The 17,323-nt window shown below is 68.2% G+C and carries 17 protein-coding genes and 3 pseudogenes; 9 read left to right on the top strand and 11 right to left on the bottom strand.

Annotated elements, in window-relative coordinates; all coding sequences use genetic code 11:
• Positions 1 to 33: 33 nt before the first annotated feature.
• Complete coding sequence (locus U5640_RS42150) at positions 34 to 966, bottom strand: oxidoreductase (RefSeq protein WP_340384489.1); 933 nt, start codon at positions 964 to 966, stop codon at positions 34 to 36.
• Between the two features lie 80 nt (positions 967 to 1,046).
• On the opposite strand from U5640_RS42150, the gene U5640_RS42145 reads away from it, so the two are divergent.
• The gene (locus U5640_RS42145) at positions 1,047 to 1,670 is read left to right on the top strand and encodes a TetR family transcriptional regulator (RefSeq protein WP_340384488.1); all 624 of its coding nucleotides are present in this window, start codon (positions 1,047 to 1,049) and stop codon (positions 1,668 to 1,670) included.
• A 68-nt stretch (positions 1,671 to 1,738) separates the two neighbouring features.
• Here U5640_RS42145 and U5640_RS42140 read toward each other — a convergent pair whose 3' ends face one another.
• Complete coding sequence (locus U5640_RS42140; protein WP_340384487.1) at positions 1,739 to 2,413, bottom strand: SDR family NAD(P)-dependent oxidoreductase; 675 nt, start codon at positions 2,411 to 2,413, stop codon at positions 1,739 to 1,741.
• Positions 2,414 to 2,646: 233 nt separating this feature from the next.
• Here U5640_RS42140 and U5640_RS42135 point away from each other — a divergent pair, with 233 nt between their 5' ends.
• From U5640_RS42135 to U5640_RS42110, 6 genes and pseudogenes are all read left to right on the top strand, one after another.
• On the top strand, positions 2,647 to 3,759 hold the full coding sequence (locus U5640_RS42135) for a tyrosine-type recombinase/integrase (RefSeq protein ID WP_340384486.1): 1,113 nt from the start codon (positions 2,647 to 2,649) through the stop codon (positions 3,757 to 3,759).
• Positions 3,756 to 4,082, top strand: coding sequence for a helix-turn-helix transcriptional regulator (locus U5640_RS42130; RefSeq protein ID WP_326763422.1), 327 nt, complete (start codon positions 3,756 to 3,758; stop codon positions 4,080 to 4,082). The genes U5640_RS42135 and U5640_RS42130 overlap by 4 nt, the downstream gene beginning before the upstream one ends.
• Positions 4,079 to 6,379, top strand: coding sequence for an XRE family transcriptional regulator (locus U5640_RS42125; protein ID WP_340384485.1), 2,301 nt, complete (start codon positions 4,079 to 4,081; stop codon positions 6,377 to 6,379). The genes U5640_RS42130 and U5640_RS42125 overlap by 4 nt, the downstream gene beginning before the upstream one ends.
• A gap of 139 nt (positions 6,380 to 6,518) precedes the next feature.
• On the top strand, positions 6,519 to 7,037 hold the full coding sequence (locus U5640_RS42120; protein WP_340385659.1) for a transposase: 519 nt from the start codon (positions 6,519 to 6,521) through the stop codon (positions 7,035 to 7,037).
• A gap of 68 nt (positions 7,038 to 7,105) precedes the next feature.
• Positions 7,106 to 7,312: pseudogene (locus U5640_RS42115) on the top strand (transposase); the annotation flags it as partial.
• Between the two features lie 192 nt (positions 7,313 to 7,504).
• Positions 7,505 to 7,669, top strand: a pseudogene (locus U5640_RS42110) (IS701 family transposase); the annotation flags it as partial.
• Positions 7,670 to 7,769: 100 nt separating this feature from the next.
• On the opposite strand, the pseudogene U5640_RS42105 reads toward U5640_RS42110, so the two are convergent.
• The 5 genes and pseudogenes from U5640_RS42105 to U5640_RS42085 form a co-directional block, all read right to left on the bottom strand.
• Positions 7,770 to 8,836, bottom strand: a pseudogene (locus tag U5640_RS42105) (IS110 family transposase).
• A 739-nt stretch (positions 8,837 to 9,575) separates the two neighbouring features.
• Positions 9,576 to 10,397 carry an ATP-binding cassette domain-containing protein gene (locus tag U5640_RS42100; protein ID WP_340384484.1) on the bottom strand — a complete coding sequence of 274 codons (822 nt, stop codon included), beginning with the start codon at positions 10,395 to 10,397 and terminating at the stop codon, positions 9,576 to 9,578.
• Complete coding sequence (locus tag U5640_RS42095; RefSeq protein ID WP_340384483.1) at positions 10,394 to 11,458, bottom strand: ABC transporter permease; 1,065 nt, start codon at positions 11,456 to 11,458, stop codon at positions 10,394 to 10,396. Before U5640_RS42095 ends, U5640_RS42100 begins: the two co-directional genes overlap by 4 nt.
• Before the next feature lie 76 nt (positions 11,459 to 11,534).
• On the bottom strand, positions 11,535 to 12,542 hold the full coding sequence (locus tag U5640_RS42090; RefSeq protein WP_340384482.1) for a sugar ABC transporter substrate-binding protein: 1,008 nt from the start codon (positions 12,540 to 12,542) through the stop codon (positions 11,535 to 11,537).
• A gap of 86 nt (positions 12,543 to 12,628) precedes the next feature.
• Entirely contained in the window at positions 12,629 to 13,741 is a 1,113-nt protein-coding gene (locus U5640_RS42085; RefSeq protein WP_340384481.1) for a serine hydrolase domain-containing protein, read from the bottom strand.
• 223 nt (positions 13,742 to 13,964) lie between these two features.
• Between U5640_RS42085 and U5640_RS42080 the strand changes: the two genes are divergently transcribed.
• Both U5640_RS42080 and U5640_RS42075 read left to right on the top strand, forming a co-directional pair.
• Complete coding sequence (locus U5640_RS42080) at positions 13,965 to 15,128, top strand: ROK family transcriptional regulator (protein WP_340384480.1); 1,164 nt, start codon at positions 13,965 to 13,967, stop codon at positions 15,126 to 15,128.
• A gap of 263 nt (positions 15,129 to 15,391) precedes the next feature.
• On the top strand, positions 15,392 to 15,619 hold the full coding sequence (locus U5640_RS42075; protein ID WP_340384479.1) for a hypothetical protein: 228 nt from the start codon (positions 15,392 to 15,394) through the stop codon (positions 15,617 to 15,619).
• A gap of 71 nt (positions 15,620 to 15,690) precedes the next feature.
• Here the strand turns inward: U5640_RS42075 and U5640_RS42070 are convergent, their stop codons facing one another.
• Genes U5640_RS42070 through U5640_RS42055 form a run of 4 tightly spaced genes read right to left on the bottom strand, consistent with a single transcriptional unit; the run spans position 15,691 to position 17,167 of the window.
• Entirely contained in the window at positions 15,691 to 15,822 is a 132-nt protein-coding gene (locus U5640_RS42070) for a hypothetical protein (protein WP_340385657.1), read from the bottom strand.
• Between the two features lie 42 nt (positions 15,823 to 15,864).
• Positions 15,865 to 16,023, bottom strand: a complete 159-nt coding sequence (locus U5640_RS42065; RefSeq protein ID WP_340384478.1) for a hypothetical protein — start codon at positions 16,021 to 16,023, stop codon at positions 15,865 to 15,867.
• A 55-nt stretch (positions 16,024 to 16,078) separates the two neighbouring features.
• Positions 16,079 to 16,378: a TetR family transcriptional regulator gene (locus tag U5640_RS42060; protein ID WP_340384477.1), complete on the bottom strand. Its 300-nt coding sequence runs from the start codon at positions 16,376 to 16,378 to the stop codon at positions 16,079 to 16,081.
• Between the two features lie 45 nt (positions 16,379 to 16,423).
• Positions 16,424 to 17,167, bottom strand: a complete 744-nt coding sequence (locus tag U5640_RS42055; protein ID WP_340384476.1) for an SDR family oxidoreductase — start codon at positions 17,165 to 17,167, stop codon at positions 16,424 to 16,426.
• Positions 17,168 to 17,323: the final 156 nt, after the last annotated feature.

Below are 17,323 nucleotides of genomic sequence, written 5' to 3'. Positions count from 1 at the left end.
GTTGTGAGGGGTGCGATCCTGTGCCGGGTCGCGTCAGGCCGAGAGGGCGGTCGCATAGGACACGCCGGTCAGGTCCTCCGACAGCTGCCACAGTCGCCGCGCGGTCTCCGGGTCCTCGGCCGCGGGGTCCGGACGGACCGTTGTGGGGTATCCGCGCAGTTCTCGGAAGCCGTCGGGACCGAAGAACTGTCCACCCTCGACGGCGGGCGCGGTCGCCGCGTACAGCTGGGGCAGTGCGCCCGCAGCGGCATCCTGGGCGAGCAGCCCGCGGCCGAGCGTGACGAAGGTCCGCAGGAGGCCGGTCGGGCCACTGGTCTGCAGGTTCGTGGCCGAGAAGCCGGGATGTGCCAGCAGGCTGCGCACCGGGCTGTCGGCCGCGCGCAGCCGACGGTCAAGCTCCAGGGCGAACACGACGTTGGCGAACTTGGACTGCCGGTAGAACCGCATCGGCGCGTACCACCGGGCGCCGGTCAGGTCGTCGAAGTGGATCCGGGCGCCGTGGTGCAGGTCCGAGGTGACGGTCACCACTCGCGGGTCGCGGCCCGCGCGCAGCAGGTCCAGCAGGAGGCCGGTGAGGGCGAAGTGGCCCAGATGGTTGCCGGCGAACTGCACCTCCTGCCCGTGCCGGTTCAGCGTGCGGGGCGGCGCCATCACACCGGCGTTGTTGACCAGGACGTCCACGCCGAGCCCGCTCTGGTGCATCCCGGCGGCGAATGCCCTGACGGAGTCCAGGTCGGCCAGGTCCAGACGCCGCACTTCCAGGCGTGCCCCGGGCTGGACATCGCTGATCGCCGCGGCGGCTCGACGCCCCTTGGCCTCGTCGCGGACCGCCAGCACGACGTGCGCCCCGTGCCGGGCGACCTCTCGGCTGGTGGCATGGCCGAGGCCGCTGTTGGCGCCGGTCACGACGACCGTCCGGCCGTTCAGGTCAGGGATGCTGTCAGCGGTCCACTTGCTTCCTGCCATGATTCCCAGGCTGTCATTTATGGCTCAGTGAGTCAAATTTTTCCTCATGAGCCTGAACTAACGCGATGTAGCATACGGTGATGGATACGACCAGAGCCCCCGCGGTCAACATGTCCGAGCGCAAACGTCAGCTCGTCCGCGACGAACTGACCGAAGCCGCAGTCAAGTTGCTGGCCAACAAGGGATTCGAGGAGACGACGGTCGACGAGATCGCGGCCGCCGTGGGAATGTCGCGCCGCACGTTCTCCCGCTACTTCGAGTCCAAGGAAGACGTCATCGTGCACATGCTCGCGGGAGCCGGCACGCAGTTGTGCGCGCAACTGCGCGCCCGGCCCACTGGCGAGTCACCCGCGGTGGCACTGCGTCACGCGCTGTCGGTGTTCACGGCGATGATGGCGGGCCATCCGGAGAAGACGCAGCATGTGACCAGGCTGATCCTCGGCACCCCGGCCCTACTGGCCCGGTTTCTGGAACGGCAGTCGCACTGGCAGGACGAGATGACGACGATCCTGGCCGAACGCACCGGCCTCTCGCCGGAGGCCGACCTGCGGCCGAGGCTCGCCGCCGGTGTCGCGCTGACCGCGTTCAATGCCGCGCTGCGTCGCTGGGCGGACGGTGGCGGCACCGTCGACATGGACGAACTGGTCGACGAGGCCTTCACGGTTGTCACGCCGGCCCTCGACCTCGCCACCCGCGCACACTGACCCCCGGCGCTCCGCCGGCAAGGCGCGGTGAGGGCCGCCCGTAGCGCCCCACACCGCGCATGGTCAGGTCACCGGATGTCGTAGGGGTGCTCGGCGCCCTCGCGCTTGGTGTAGATGTCCCAGTAGCGCTCGGCGATGGTGTCGGCCTGGGTTTCCGGGCCACCGGAGCCGATCCAGGCGAAGATCGGCACGTGTGCCGCGTACACGCCCGAGCCGGTGAGCACCTGGTGGAGCTTGAGCACGTAGGCCCGCAGGGCGGCCGTGGCGACGGCGATGTTGCCGAACTCCGGCGGCCCGGCGAGCGCGTCCATCGAGGACCCGCCGGTGGTGAACAGGAGGGTGCCGACGCCGCGTTCGATCATCTCGGGGAGCACCTGCCGCGCCGCGGTGAGGCCGCCGTAGAGGTAGTAGTCCAGTTCCGGCTGGAGGTTCTCCACCGTCGCGTCCAGCGGAGCGACCATGGCCTCGGGGCTCATCTTCGGCGCGGGCGAGTACTCCAGTACGTCGACCTGGCCGAACCGCTCCTTGATGCCGGTGAACGCGGAGGCCAGGGACTCCCGGTCCGTGACGTCGGCCGCGAATCCGGCCGCCTCGATCCCCGCCTCGCCCAGTTCCGCGGCGAGTCCGTCGAGTTTCTCCTGGGTGCGCGCCACGAGTGCCACGGAGAAACGGTTACGGCCGAACACCTTGGCGATCGAGAGGCCCATGCCGGAGCCGGCCCCGACGATGGCGATGGTAGGCATGAAAATGTCCTTCCGAGAAAAGCAGTCAGATGGTGATATCGGGCAGGTCTTCGAGGAGGGCTGAAGTCGACATACAGGATGAATTGCATCAGCTGCAACAGTTCGTAGACCTTCGCCTCGGGCGTTGCTACTGATCAGAGACCCAGACGCGGGACTGCCCGGAGTTCCCTACGTAACTGGCCAGCATCGCTCAACCTGGACGCAACAATGATGCGTTTGATACAACGGCGGGCATGGTCGCTGAGGCACCCGGTTCGGTGCGTCTTGCCCTGGCCCCGAACGTTGTCCTTCTGGACCCGGAGCCAGCAGTTTCCTCTGCAATGAAAGAGGGTTGGGCACGGCAGCAGTCCGCGCGGTTTCTCCAGGCGTCGACGATCCAGCCTCGGCTGCGCCTGATCCAACGGTTCGAGGAGTTCACTGGGTTGTACCCGTGGCAGTGGACTCCTGCCGATGGCGAGGCGTTCATCGTGCACCTCCGCAGCGGGTCCAAGCCGATCCAGTTGTCTACGGCTCGGGCGTACGAGGTGGTGATCGAGCTGTTCGTGGAGTACCTGCTGGACCGCCGGTATGGGTGGGTCGAGACCTGCCAGGAACGGTTCGGTCTGTCACCGCAGGTAATCTTCCACGAGGGCAACTCCGTTCTGCACTCGGTGGAGTACGAGGGCGACCCCCGACGTCGGCCTCTTACTTACGACGAGGTCCAGGCCCTGTTTGACGCCGCCGATGCCCGACCTCGACGCATTCACGGGCAGGGTCGCAAGGGCACGCTCACCGCGCTGCGCGATGCCGCCGCGCTCAAGACGATCTACGCCTACGGCACCCGGCGGACTGAGTCCTCAAAGGTCGACCTGGTGGATCTGCGACGTCATAGGAAGGCGCCGCAGTTCGGGACCGCCGGCAGCATGACCGTCCGGTATGGAAAGTCCTCCAAGGGGACACCGCCGAAGCGGCGGACCGTGCTTCTGGTCCCGGAGATGGACTGGGTGGTGGACGTGCTTGACGAGTGGGTGCGCGAGGTTCGTCCGCGGCTTTCGCCGGGCCGGCACCCGGCGTTGTGGGTGACCGAGCGGGCTGGCCGGATGTCTCCCCGCTCGATCAACGAGGCGTTCGTGGCGGCGCGCCAGGATGCCGGCCTTGACGAGGATCTCGACCTGCACTGCCTGCGCCATAGCTACATCACGCATCTGACCGAGTTCGGCTACCCTGCCCGCTTTGTCCAGGAACAGGTGGGTCACAGCCACGCCGCTACGACGGCCATCTACATGGGTGTCTCCGACGAGTACCGGAACCAGCTACTGGAGGCTTCGCTGAAGCGTCGGCTGGGTGACGACTGGGACCTTAAATGATCAAGAAGATGGGCTACGAGTGGTGTCTGCGGGCGACGATGGCCGAGCACCAGATGTTCCAGACCTCGGACCTGGTGCCGCTCCTGGCGGAACGCGGAGTGACCTTGTCGCGTGAGCAGGTCTACCGGTTGGTGACGCAGCCGCCCCAGCGGATGAGCATGGACACCCTGGTCGCGCTGTGCGACATCTTCGGGTGCACGCCGAACGATCTCATCAAGCCGAAGGTGGTCAACGCGCAGGTTAAGAAGACCGCGGATGGACAAGCCGAGCCACTGCCGCTCAAGGAGCGGCGTACCACGATCCGGCGCCCGGGTCAGCCGTGAGGCCGCTGACACCGGACCAGATCCGCTTACGCGCCGAACTCGCCGCCGCCCAGGAACAGATCATCGCGCTGCTGCGGTCAGCGGTAGGCGATTCCCTGGTCCCCGAACAGGCGCAGGCCGTGGCGGCGGAGGCTCGGGCATGGCGTGGTGCGAATGCCTTCCGCCTGGTGCGCTATCTGTCCGAGCGGCCTGACGCTCTGAGCGTGCCCAGTAGCGACTGTCCGACCTGTGTGGTGCGTTTGCTGGCCGCGCTGACCGCCGCCGGGCACGGTGACAAGGTCGCCCTGGTGGCCTGTGGCGACTGCGGACGGACCGACCCTCTTCCCACCAACAACGGACCGGAGGGGCGGCTGTGTTCACGCTGCGCCGGCCGACGTTCCAAGAAGCCGTGCGCCCGCTGCGGCAAAGTGACCAGCATCTACGCCCGCCGACCGGAGGGCGGCATCTGCAATCCGTGCAGGAACAAAGAGCCGGACGCCAGGGAGGAATGCGTCGATTGCCGCCGAATGATGATCTCGTACCGGCGCCTGCCCGACGGCACCAGCCTCTGCCAGGCCTGTGCTCCCAAGAACACGCAGACCTGTTGCCGTTGCGGACGACTACGCCGGGTCAACGCGCTGACCTCCGACGGGCCGCTCTGCGGAGGCTGCTACTCCAGCCCTGCCCGCCTGTGCGGTGTCTGCGGACAGATCGTTCCCATCGTCGCCCGGGCCGACGGCACCAGGCCGGACACCTGCGAACGGTGCTACAAGCGACACGAGAAGACCTGCGTCATCTGTGAAAGGGTCCGCCCAGGCCACCACATCAACGGTGGCCGCGGCCCGTTCCACTGCGACACGTGCCGTCCTCGCGAAGAGTGCGCATGTGCCCTGTGCGGCCGAGTCGGGAAGGTCAAGGTCTTCTGGCCGCGAGGGCCGGTGTGCGGTCCCTGCTACAGAACAGCCCTGTCGACCCCCGCACCGTGCGCCTCATGCACTCGGCATCGCATTCTGACCGGTCAGACGGCCGAGGGAAGCCTCCTGTGCAAGGCGTGCTCGCTGCCCGACGAACCGGTCGAGCGCTGTTCGGCCTGCGGTGAGCCGGCGGACCTCTACTCCGGCCGCCGCTGTCCCCGCTGCACCCTGGCCGCCCGCGTGACCGACCTGCTCGCCGCGGACGGCGCAGGCGTGCCCCAGCCGCTCCAACCCCTCGCCGCGGTGCTGACCGGTGCGGAGAACCCCTACCGCGTCCTGCAGTGGCTGCGCCGAAGCCCCGCCGCCCACCTCTTGCGACACCTGGTCCTCGAGCCTGGAGCTCTGAACCATGAGTCCCTCGACACGCTGCCGCAACGGGCTGTCACCGCCTACGTGCGCGGGCTGCTCGTGACCGCCGGCATCCTGCCGGCACGCGATGAGAATCTCGCCCTGCTCATCAACTGGGTCGCACGGACCGTGGCCGAACTCCCAGCACGGCAGGCCAATCTCATTCGCCCGTTCGCCGAGTGGCACATCATCCGCGATGCCCGCCGGCGCTCAGCCCGCGGCCGCTACACCTACGCCGCGCACAAAGGCGACTGCGGCAACGTGCTCGCCGCCATCGACTTCCTGAACTGGCTCGACTCCCAGCACCTGAGCCTGCGCCGGCTCCAACAGCGACACTTGGACATCTGGGCGATTGACCGGCCAACCCTGCGCTCCCGTTCCATCCCCTTCCTCCGCTGGAGCACCGCACGACGCCTCTGCCCGCCCGGTCTGAGCATCGAGCACCCAGCCTCGCAACTCCCCGGCCACTTCCAAGCGGAAAATGAGGCCCGAAACGAGCTGCTGCGCTGCCTCAACGACACCGCGTTGCCCCTGGATGTCCGCGTCGCAGCTGCTCTCGTCCGTCTCTACGCTCTTCCCCTGACCCGCATCGTCGAACTCACCGAGGACCGCATCAGCCACGACCAGGGGCACACCTATCTGACGGTCAACCATCACCCCTTTGTGCTCCCGCCGAAGCTCGCCCGCCTCATTGACGACCAGCTCCAGCGAAGCCCCCGGCACAGCAACACGGCCGGGTGCAGGTACCTCCTGCCCGGTCACAGCCCTGGACGCCCGCGCAACCCCCTCGGCCTCGCCGACACCCTGAGACACCACGGTCTACCCGCCCGCGCAGCACGGAACACCGCCATGATGGACGCCCTGGTAGATCTGCCGCCCATGGTCATCGCCGACCTGCTCGGCATCCACCCCAAGACAGCCGAACGCTGGGCCACCCTCGCCGGCGGGAACTGGTCCGAATACCTGGCAGTGCGACGGGCCGCCCCGCAGGGCTAGACGGTATGTAGGTGCCGGTCGGGGGCCCGGGCCTCGCTCGCAAGGTGTCGTGGGTTGCCGGCCGGGCGCAGCCTGGCCGCTAGTGCCTACATTTGCGGGAGGCCCGGTGTTTTCTGAGCGTACGAGCGTCGGGTTGGATGTGCATGCCCGCAGCGTGGTGGCGTGCGCGATCGACACGGTGAGCGGGGAGTTGATCCGCTGTCGGCTCACGCCGCAGCATGCTGACGTCCTCGGGTGGATCAGCCGTCTGCCCGGTCCGGCCGCGGTGGCCTACGAAGCCGGGCCGACCGGGTTCGGCCTGGCCCAGGCGCTTGCGGTGGCGGGCATACGCTGCGAGGTACTCGCGCCCTCGAGGCTGCAGCGTCCGGCCGGTGAGCGGGTGAAAACCGATGCCCGCGATGCTCTGCACCTGGCGAAGCTGCTGCGCCTGGACGAGTTCACCGCGGTGCGGGTGCCCTCGACGGCCGAAGAAGCCGCCCGGGATCTGGTGCGGGCGCGCGAGGACGTGCGCTCGGACCTGATGCGGGCGCGCCATCGGGTGAGCAAACTCCTGCTGCGCCACGGGCTCGTGTGGAGCGGCGGGGTCACGTGGAGGCCGGCGCACCATGCCTGGCTCGGCGCGCAGCGCTTCGACGACCTGGCGCTGCAGGCCGCCTAGGACAGCGCCTACGAGGCGGTGGTCCTGGCCGAGGCACGCCGGGCCCGCCTCGACAAGGGATCGCCGCGATGGCCACCGACTCCCCGTGGTCTGCGGTGGTCGCCCGGCTCGGCTGCCTGCGCGGAATCGACACGCTCACCGCCTTCGCCCTGGCCGTGGAAATCGGCGACTGGGAGCGGTTCACCGGAGCAAGCATCGGCGCCTACCTCCGGCTGGTACCCAGTGAGTCCTCCAGCGGCCAGTCCCGCTCGCAAGGACCGATCACCAAGACCGGCAACTCCCATGCCCGCAGGCTGCTGGTCGAAGCCGCCTGGCACCACCGCAAGCGCTACCGGGCCGGTGCCACGATCCAGGCCCGCTGGCAGCGCGCACCAGCCGCAGCGCGGGCCCGCGGACACCTGGGCAATCAACGGCTCAACCAGCGCTGGAAGACCTTCAACGCCCACCACAAGCGGCCGGTGGTGGCGTGGCGCATCGAGCACGACTACCGCGAACTCAAACCCGGCCTGGGCCTGGGCCATTTCGAAGGCCGCACCTGGCGCGGCTGGCACCACCACGTCACCCTCGTCACCGCCGCACAAGCCTTCCTCACCTTGCGGCGCTACGACCCAAAAGCCCTCACGACAGCCTGAGTCTCTACCAAGTCCTCGACGCGTTACAGGACCTGCTGCGGTGCTGGGACGGCACCTGCACCACCTGCGGCCGCCCCCTCACTGAAGCTCCTATACGTCGTCAAGCGGCCTGCTGGAGCTGCGCGGTTGTGATGTCCGGGTGCGGGAGGTGTTTGTAGACCTCGCGGGCGACGAACCGTTTGAGACAGCGGATGATGTCCTTCTTCGACATGCCTTCGGCGGTGCGACGGGCCACGTACTCCTGAGTCCGGCGATCGTGTCGCATGCGGACGATCACGATCGTGTGTAGGGCCCGGTTGGCTTGACGGTCACCTCCACGATTGAGCCGGTGCCGGTTCGTACGGCCGGAGGATGCTGGAATGGGCGCGGCCGCGCACAGATGCGCGAAGGACGCCTCGGACCTCAGCCGCCCGGGGTTGTCACCAGCCGTGATCAGGAGCTGTCCGGCGGTTTCGGGACCGACACCCGGCAAGGCGACCAGCTGCGGTGCGGCCCTCATCACCAGGGGCTTCAGCTCAGCGTCCGCATCGGCGATCTCCTGGCTGAGCGCCCGGTAACGGCGGGCGAGACGCCGCAGAGCTGTCCTGACGGCGCAGGCCGGCTCCGCCAGATCGCCGGCGGGGCGGGAGCGGGCCAGGTGGTCGATCAGCTCCACCACGGGCAATCCCCGGAACTGCTCGCGTACTTCGGCAGGGGCGGTGACAATCAGGGTGCGGATCTGATTGATGGTCTGGGTGCGGGCCTTGACGGCTGAGCTCGGGCTACCCGCAGGGCGCGGATGGCCTCGGCGATGCCGTTGCGGGACTTCGGCGTCCCCTTTGCGCGGCCCGAGAGCACGGCCGTTGCTGCGGCGTAGGCGTCGACAGGGTCGGACTTGCCGTTGTCTCTTCGAGCTTTGCGGTCCGGCCGGTCGACCTCCACGACGGTGATGCCGTTCGCCGACAGGAACCGGGCCAGCTCGGCTCCGTAGGCGCCGGTCCCCTCGACGCCGCCGGCCAGGACCTCGCCGTGAGAGCGCAGCCAGTCCAGTAGCTGCTGGTAGCCAGCAGGGCTGGTGGGGAACGGCTCCGTGGCCAGGTGACGGCCAACCGTGTCGATGACCGCGGCCTGGTGGGTGTCGGTGTGGGTGTCGATCCCGCCGATGACGGCTATCTCATCTGCTGCCATGCTGGTGTCTGCTGTCCTTCCGTACGACACGTGAGAGGCGGCACGCGCGCCGGTCAGGCAGAGGGACAAGACAGTGATGGGACCTTTGGCCGGGCTCCTGAAGTCACAGACGCTCGACCGGCCGCGCGCAGCAACACCACTTGGAAGATCGACAATTCCAAGCAAGGACAACCCAAGTGCCGGTCAGCTGCCGGTCAGACCTCCAAGCGGTGCCGCGGGCTACATCATCACTGTCAGCTGCTGCAGCCCACCCTGCCCGGTCAGCTGCAGCCCCTCCGACCGGGCACGCTCCACCAGCATCGCGACCAGCTGTTCGTCGGACACTGGCACAGGCCCCTGCGGAGCACTCTCGACAGGCTCCACGGTCTCCAACTCCACGGCGGCATCGGTCACTTGACGTCTCACCCATGATCGTCGGATCCGCCGTTAGATTGACACTCCCCCGGCTTCCAGGTCGGCGTAGTAGATGACCGGCCACACCTGCTCGCCGCGCGCCTTCTGGGCCTGGAGCGCGGTGACGCGGGCGGCGCTCCGCTTCTCCACAACGGCGAAGACGTCTTCTGTGCTGCCAGATGCCTAGATGCGGGCCAGTAGCGCGGCCTTGATCTCGCGTATAGCCGCGGGAAGATCCGCGGGAATGGTCTGCCAGTACGGCAGAGTGTGCCGGTCGTGCTGTTCGTTCGTGATCGTTACCATCTGCGACTCCTTCGGTCAGAACTGAGCTGGGTGACCGGGCGGGTCAGTCCTCGTCGTCGATCGTGTGACGGAGGTCGTCGAGTTCTGTTCCGCCGGCCATCAGGTCGAGGATTTCGTGGCGGGTTTTCTCGCCTCGGGAGAATTGGGCCGCGACTTCTCCCTGGATGAGTACCGTGAACCGGTCGCCGATTCTGATCGCGTGTGTGGCGTTGTGGGTGATGAAGACGGTGCCGATGCCGGATCGCCGTGCCGCGTCGATTTGCCGCAGGACGACGGCGGCTTCCTTGACTCCCAGCGCGGACGTGGGTTCGTCGAGGATGAGTACGCGGGCGCCGAAGTACATGGCGCGTGCGATGGCGAGGGCCTGGCGTTCCCCGCCGGACAGGGTGCCGACGAGTTGTGTGGGGTCGGTGACGCGGCGGATGCCCATGGCCGCGATGTGTTCCAGCGCGATGCGGTTGGCCGTGGCCGTGTCGGTGCGCCGGAAGGGTCCTCGGCCCTTCGTCGGTTCCAGGCCGAGGAAGAAGTTCTGCGAGACGCTCATGAGCGGGATCGCGCCCACGTCCTGGTGCACCGTGGCGATGCCCGCCGCCTGGGCGTCGCGAGGGGAACGGAAGGACTGCGCCTCGCCGGCGACTTCCACCGTGCCGCTGCTGGGTGGGTGGACCCCGGACATGATCTTGATGAGGGTGGATTTCCCGGCGCCGTTGTCACCGAGCAGGCAGTGGACCTCTCCCGGGTGGACATCGACCGAGGCGTTCCGGAGAGCGACGACGCCGCCGAAGGTTCTGGACACCTCGCGCAGCCGGAGGACGGGTGTGACGGCCGGCGTTTCGATGGCGGGGGTTTCCTGGGATGTGCTCATCGGGTCGGTTCCTTTCGCGGCCGGTCGGGGCCTCGGGTCAGGGCCAGCTTGCGGATGGCGTTGTTGCCGATGACGGCCAGGACGAGAAGGATGCCGACGATGGCGGTGGTCCAGTCGGTGCTCCAGCCGGTATAGAACAGGCCGATGTTGACGATGCCGTAGGTGATGGTGCCGAGGGTGGCGCCGATGACCGAGCCGTAGCCGCCGGTCAGGAGGATGCCGCCGATGACCGCGACGATGGGCGCCTGGAAGACGAATCCCTGTCCCGAGGCCGCGTTCCCGCTGTTGAACTCCGCTGTCTGGATCACCCCGCACAGGGCGCTGGCGGCGGCTGTGGCGACGAAGAGGATTAGCTTGACCCGGGACGTCGGGACCCCGGCGCGACGCGCGGAGTCGGTGTTCCCGCCGGTGGCGTAGATCCAGGCGCCGAAGGGTGTCCTGCGCAGCACCCAGGCGGCGGCGAGGCAGATCACGAGCCACCAGAGGATGGCGATGTTGAAGTCGCCGAGCTTGGCTGCGAACACCTTCTTCCACGGGCCCGACAAGGCCAGCGAGATGGTGCTGGTACCTGTGAGTCCGCGTGACGCCCCCAGCGCGACACCGAAGCAGACGTAGTTGGCCGCCAGGGTCACGATGAATGAGGGAAGGCGGGTCCGGTTGACCAGGAAGCCGTTGCCCAGGCCCACGAGGACACCGAAGGCCAGCGCGATCAGGATGCTCACGATCAGTGGCAGGTGGTAGTAACCGGATCCTGCGGCGGTGATGATCATGGATCCGCCGAGGACGGAGCCGACGGACAGGTCGAACTCACCGGCGATCATCAGAAGGCCGACGGGAACCGCGACGATGCCCAGTTCCGCGGCCGTGTTGAGCCACCCGGCGGTGGCGGAGAAGGAGAGGAACCCGGCGTCATTGGCGACGACGGCGAAGAAGGCGAACAGCGCGACCGCGGCGACGAGGGCCCCGAATTCGGGCCGCCTTGTCAGCCGGGAGACGGATGCGGCGCCGACGGCGGGTGCGGGCCGGTCCGTCGGCCCGCGCGAAATGGTGGTCTGGCTCATGCTGGTTGACGTCCTCCGGGGAGAAGTGCCTGCGGCGGCCGGTCGCCGTGGGGCGGCGACCGGATCACCTCCGGCGTCAGTTGGCGCCGCGGCTGCCTGGGTAGGTGGATCCGACTTTGAGGACCGTGTCCACGTTGTCCTTGGTGATCAGGTAAGGGCCGGTGGAGATCTCGGAGGTGGGGGCGACCTTGTACTTCAGATACTGCTCGGCGATGAGCAGCCCGTAGTAGCCCTGGAGGAAGGGCTGCTGGTCGATGACGAACAGCAGGTCACCCGACTTGACCGCGTTGAGGTCGTTCGTCGACAGGTCGGTCGTCCCGATGGTCAGCTTGCGGCCGGACTGCTTGGCTGCTGTGACGGCGTCCATGGCGATAGCCGAACCGAGGGTGAACACGCCGTCGACATCCCGGTGGGAGCGCAGCGCTCCGGCGATGTCCTGCTGGACCTTCTGGTCGTTGTTGGCGTCCTCCGAGGGGATGGTGAGGTTCACGACGCTCCCGCCGACCGCCTTCAGCCCCTTCTCGTACCCCTTGCACCGCTGTTCCAGCACCGGGTTGCCGGGCACCTGGTTGACGCACAGTCCCTTCTTGACACCGGCTTTGGCCTGGGCGGTGCCCGCCACCATGCCCATGGCTACCGGGTCCTCGCCGACGTACCCGACGGCGCCCAGAGCACGCCACGAGGCGCGTCCCGAGTTGGTCACGACGACCGGGATGCCTGCCGCGGTCGCCTTCTTGATCAGCGGGTTCAGCGCGTCGGGGAAGTAGTCACCGACGACGATCGCGTCCGGCTTCCGCCCGATGGCGGACTCCATGAGGCGGGTGTATACCGCGATGATGTCGTTGGCGTCCTTGGAGGCGCTGTACTCGTACTTGACGCCCAGTTCCTTGGCGGCGGCGTCGCTGCCCTGCTTCGTGGCGCCGAAGAACGGGTCCGACAGGGGGCCGGAGATGTCGATGACGAAATGCCGTCCGCTTCTCCCGGCGGACTTGCTGCCGCCGGCGGCGGTCGGTTTGGCACTGCAGGCCGTCAGTACCGCGGCCGCCACGGCCGCCGCGCAGGCTGCCTTGATCACTGGTCTCATGGCGTTTCCTTTCTTAGTGGCCGGCCGCGAGAGGACGGCACGCAGTGCCGGCGCTTCCCGGGCTCGGTGATCGAGGACGTACCGCTTCACAGCGCGTCGCGCACCGCTGACAGGAGGCGGTGGATGCGACGGTGGGGGGTGGGATCCGGGTGGGCCCGGTTGCCGACGTAGGCGAAGGAGATGCCGCTCTCGGGGTCCGCGAACGCCAGGGCGCCGGCCGCCCCGTTGTGGCCGAAACAGCGGGTGCCCAGCATCGGCTCCCGTGGTGAGGCCAGCATGAACAGCGTTCCGAAACGGCTGGGCTGGTCGACCAGAACCAGGTCGGGCCCGTATCCCCGCTGTGCGGTGGCGACCGTCACCGCCTCGGGGGACAGCGACCGCAGTGGCCCGTCCACAGCAGTGGCCATCAGCCGTGCCAGCGACCGCGCGTCGCCGATCGCGTTGGCGCCCGGGATCTGCGGGTCCCACATGGGCGGCGTGTCGAAGACCGCAAAGGCGATCTCGGGATTGGTGAGGACCCGGTGGGTGATGGTCGCCGGGTCGGCCTGCCGCACCCGGCGGACTTCCCCGATCCCGGGTGCCGGGTCGGCGACGACATGCCGTTCGACCCGGTGGCCGAGGGCCGGGGGCAGCCCGATCCAGACCTCGGCCTCCAGTGGTTCGGCGAATCTGGTCCGCAGGTAGTCGCCCGGCGTATGCCCGGTCACCCGGCGGATGATCTCCCCGGCGAGATAGCCCATGGTCAGTGCGTGATAACCGTGGGCGGACCCCGGTTTCCACAGCGGCGTCTGACCGGCGAGGTCGTCGACGCACCGCTGCCAGTCGGCCAGGCCCTCGGGCGTCATGGGGGTGGCGAACGCCGGCAGCCCGGCCTGATGCGCGAGCAGTTCGCCCAGGGTGACCAGTTCCTTGCCCCCCGCCGCGAACTCGGGCCAGTACCGGGCGACGGGGTGCCCCAGGGCAATCAGACCGTCATCGAGCATCGCCGTCACCATCAGCCCGAGAAGGGCCTTGCTGACCGAGAAGACCACCTGCAGGGCGTCCCGCGGATACGGTGTCCGTCCGTCCTGCGACACTCCGCCCCACAGATCGGCCACCAGAGCACCGTGGCGGTAGACGGCGACCATCGCCCCTTTGTCGTCGCCCGTGCGCAGATTCGTCTCCAGGGCGTCACGCAGCTGCGCGAAGTCCTTGGCCACCCAACCGTGCACCTCTGGCCGAGGCGCAGTCACTGCGTTCGCCACCGGCCACCTCCCCTACGTCGGAGCTACGAGCTGCTTCGGAGTTGCTCCGGAGCACCTTCGGAGCCGTGAATGGCAGTGACCGTATGTCGCGCATATTTCGTTCCACTAGGGACGTAATTCATTCGTAATAGGGACTAACTGCTAGCTAATATTGACCTCACGAGGCAAAATTAAAGCCATGCCAGTGCTTCCCCGGCCGAGCGGCTCATTGTCCACGCGAGCCATCGACCTCCTCATCGTCAACGGCCCGATGCACCGGGCGGCCCTCGCCGAGCAAGCCGGTTGGGCACGGTCGACCACCAGCCGCGTCATCGGAGAACTCGTGGCGGACGGATTCGTCGTCGAGACCGACACCGTGATGACCGGCAGCCGCGGACGCCCGCACCGGCTGCTGACGTTGAACCCCGACGCCGGATGCACCGTCGGGATCGACTTCGGCTACCGGCACATACGAGCGGTGGTCGCGGACGCCGCGCACCGCATCCGCGCCATCGCGGTCGGAGAGCTGGACGTCGACTACCCGCCGGAAACGGGTGTGCGGGTGGCCGGTGAGCTGGTGGGCGAGGCACTGTCACAGGCCCGGCTGCCCGACGACGCGCTCCTCGGCGCGGGCGCCGCGGTGCCGGCACCGATCGACCGGCGCACCGGCAGGGTCTCGCACTCCAGCATGATCCCCACCTGGGCCGGACGCGACGTCGCCGCAGACCTCCGACACGTCCTGAACTTGCCGGTCACGGTGGACAACGACGCCAAGCTCGCCGCCGCGGCCGAGACGTACTGGGGGGCCGGACGGGGCTACGGCGCGTACCTCTTCCTCAAGCTCCACTCCGGTGTCGGCGGAGCCCTCGTCCTGGGCGGCACCATCGTCGACGGCGGCAACGGCAGCGCGGGCGAGTTCGGACACGTCGGCCTGGACCTGACAGGCCCCGTGTGCCGCTGCGGAGCACGCGGCTGTCTCGAGGTCTACGCGGGAATCCCCGCCATCCTCGAAGCGTTGCGCCCGGCCCACGGACTCCTCACCCTCGCCCAGGCCACCCGCCTGGTCGAGGCGGGCGACCCCGCTGTCCGACGTGTCTTCCGCGAGGCCGCCAGCAAAGTGGGCCAGACGGCGAGCCTGCTGTGCAACGCCTTCAACCCCGACGCCGTCATCATCGGAGGCGCTCTCGCCCGGGCCTCCGAGCATCTCATCCCCGAGATCAAGAACTGCATCAGGACGCTGGCTTTGCCCACCAACCACAACGTCGCGGTGCTCGCCACCAACCTGGGCCCGGAAGCCTCGGCCATGGGCGCGGTGCGCCTCGCCTTCACGCAGCTGGCGAACAGGACGGCGCACCCGAGGTGACACGCCGCGCGTCCGCTGATCCGGCTTCCGGCTTCCGGTTGGTGGTCGGGGCGCACGCGCTCAGCACGTGAGCCCTGCCACCATCAAGCCGTCGAGGTCGCTGTTGAAGCGCCGGGTACCCGGGCTGCCGCAGCCGAGGCAGCGACTCCGGGCGCGTGAGCGGCTGCGGCCGGTAGCGCAACTCAAGCGATCTTGTCTCGCGTTGGTTGGGCAACCCCTGTTAGGACTCGGCGTCGTGTTCTGGGTGCGGTGTCCACGTACTTGTGTCACCCATCGGCGACTTCGGGGGCGTGTTCGCGGACATCCCGGCACACGAGTTCGGCCCCGTCGCGGCCAGGGCGGCCCTGGCCCGTGAGCGCGTCGCCCCCGGAGATGTCGATGAGGTCGTCATGGGCTGCATCGGCCAGGTCGGAGCCGACGCCTACAATCGGTGGTTTCGTCCGGCTGCGGACTCACCTGTTGACTCCGGGCGCTCCGCTAGACCGAGCTGACTCACGTGCGGGCCGCCACTCTGCGTCAGACGCTTCTGCGGTCCGCCAGCAGTAGCCGCAGCGTCCTGGGTTCAGGATCGGGCTCGATAGTGGGTGAGCATGAGGGCGACGGCTTCGTCCACGACCGTACTGTCGACTGGGTCGGCCGGAGGGACGAAGTCGGTCCGTACGAGTTGGGGCCACTGGAGCTGGCCGCAGATCATGCTGAGGAACTGTCCGGCCACTGCGGATGCCGTCTGCGTCTGTCAGCCGGCAGAACAGAAGATGAGGGTGCCAGCCAGTTCGGCCTCGAGGTAGTCGCGGAGCCGGTCGAAGAAGGGGCCGCGATCGATGGCGAAGCCGGTGCCGACGATGTCAGCGAGTTCCGGCATCTGGGGAAGCTCGGTGATGTCGCGGCCCGGCACAGCGCCGCCGTGCCGGGCCGCGAGACCAGGTAGGCGTAGTCGCGGCCGATGTGAGTCAGGCCGTTCCGGGGACAGCCGGGCGGAGGCGGCTCAACGTACTGCACATCCAGCTGCCACTGCTCGGAGGCGACGGCCGCGAACAGCGCAGCCTTGGAGGGGACCTGCTGAAGAGGGTGCCGGTGGAGAGGCGGGCCTCCCCGGCGATCTGGGCCAGGGAGGTCTTGTCGTATTCCTGGGCGAGGAAGAGGTCGCGGGCGGCGCGGATGATGCGCGCGCGGTTCCCCGCTTTGATCTGCGCGTGATACCCGGCCCCGCACGTATCGCCACCGGTTTTCGCTCGGTCACGGTCCGCCACCGATATTCCTGCGCCCCTCGCCCGTCTCCCAGTGCATCCTCGCTGTCAGAGGATGGTCTGGCCACCGTCCAGGATAAGGTCCTGGCCCACAGTGAAGGCCGAGGCATCGGAGGCCAGGTACACGACGGCTTCCGCGATCTCTGCGGGCATACCCATGCGTTCCACAGGGATGCCGGAGCTGATCGCCTCCAGCATCGCCGCGCGCTGCTCTCCGAACTTGGAGTACAGCGGGGTGTCCACCGGCCCAGGGCTGATCGCGTTGAACCGGATGCCGTGCGACTTGAGCAGGTCCGCGTTCCATGACCGCATCAGGGAGCTGACAGCGGCCTTCGTCGCGGCGTAGGCGTTCGACTGCCCATAGCCGCCGTGCGCGCTGTTGGACGCGTTGAGGATGACCGAGGACGAGTTGGCCAGCACGGGTACCAGGGCCTGCGTGAGGAAGAAGACGCTCTTGACGTTGATGTCGAAGAGCCGGTCGAAACTGTCCTCCGTGTGGTCCTCGAACGGCCGCCAGTCCGAGACGCCGGCGTTCAGGAAGGCCACGTCCAGCTCTCCGAAGTGCTCACGCACCCGCTCCGCCAGGCCGCGCTGCGCATCGAGATCGCGCGCATCCGCCCGGACCACCGGCACCTTGTCCCCGAGGACCTGTCGCGCCTTGTCGATGCTGGCCGGGGTTACGCCTGTGACCAGCACGTCCGCTCCCTCTGCGACAAAGCGCTGCGCGGTCTCCAGACCGATCCCGCTCGTGCCGCCGGTGATGAGGGCGCGCTTGCCCGCAAGACGATTCATCGGGATTCCTCCGTGGATACCCCCGCCGTCAGGCGGGGGAGGAAACGGACTCCTGCGGAGCAGGGCGGGAAAAGCCGATGCGTCGCCAGGGGGGATCGGCGTTCACCGCCAACCACCCTCAGGTAAGTGGTGGCTTGTCGGTCGTCCGGTCGGCGA

This window comes from Streptomyces sp. SS7, from assembly GCF_037993025.1.
Taxonomy (GTDB): Bacteria; Actinomycetota; Actinomycetes; order Streptomycetales; family Streptomycetaceae; genus Streptomyces.
The sequence above is the reverse complement of the archived record's forward strand: the minus strand, read 5'-3'. Positions and strand labels throughout refer to the sequence as shown.

Excerpts from the sequence above, each read along its gene's own strand:
- U5640_RS42140 (WP_340384487.1), bottom strand. The coding sequence starts at position 2,413 with ATGCCTACCATCGCCATCGTCGGGGCCGGCTCCGGCATGGGCCTCTCG.
- U5640_RS42100 (WP_340384484.1), bottom strand. The coding sequence starts at position 10,397 with ATGAGCACATCCCAGGAAACCCCCGCCATCGAAACGCCGGCCGTCACA.
- U5640_RS42135 (WP_340384486.1), top strand. The coding sequence starts at position 2,647 with ATGGTCGCTGAGGCACCCGGTTCGGTGCGTCTTGCCCTGGCCCCGAAC.
- U5640_RS42090 (WP_340384482.1), bottom strand. The coding sequence starts at position 12,542 with ATGAGACCAGTGATCAAGGCAGCCTGCGCGGCGGCCGTGGCGGCCGCG.
- U5640_RS42055 (WP_340384476.1), bottom strand. The coding sequence starts at position 17,167 with ATGAATCGTCTTGCGGGCAAGCGCGCCCTCATCACCGGCGGCACGAGC.
- U5640_RS42080 (WP_340384480.1), top strand. The coding sequence starts at position 13,965 with ATGCCAGTGCTTCCCCGGCCGAGCGGCTCATTGTCCACGCGAGCCATC.
- U5640_RS42070 (WP_340385657.1), bottom strand. The coding sequence starts at position 15,822 with ATGATCTGCGGCCAGCTCCAGTGGCCCCAACTCGTACGGACCGACTTC.
- U5640_RS42150 (WP_340384489.1), bottom strand. The coding sequence starts at position 966 with ATGGCAGGAAGCAAGTGGACCGCTGACAGCATCCCTGACCTGAACGGC.
- U5640_RS42145 (WP_340384488.1), top strand. The coding sequence starts at position 1,047 with ATGGATACGACCAGAGCCCCCGCGGTCAACATGTCCGAGCGCAAACGT.
- U5640_RS42095 (WP_340384483.1), bottom strand. The coding sequence starts at position 11,458 with ATGAGCCAGACCACCATTTCGCGCGGGCCGACGGACCGGCCCGCACCC.
- U5640_RS42130 (WP_326763422.1), top strand. The coding sequence starts at position 3,756 with ATGATCAAGAAGATGGGCTACGAGTGGTGTCTGCGGGCGACGATGGCC.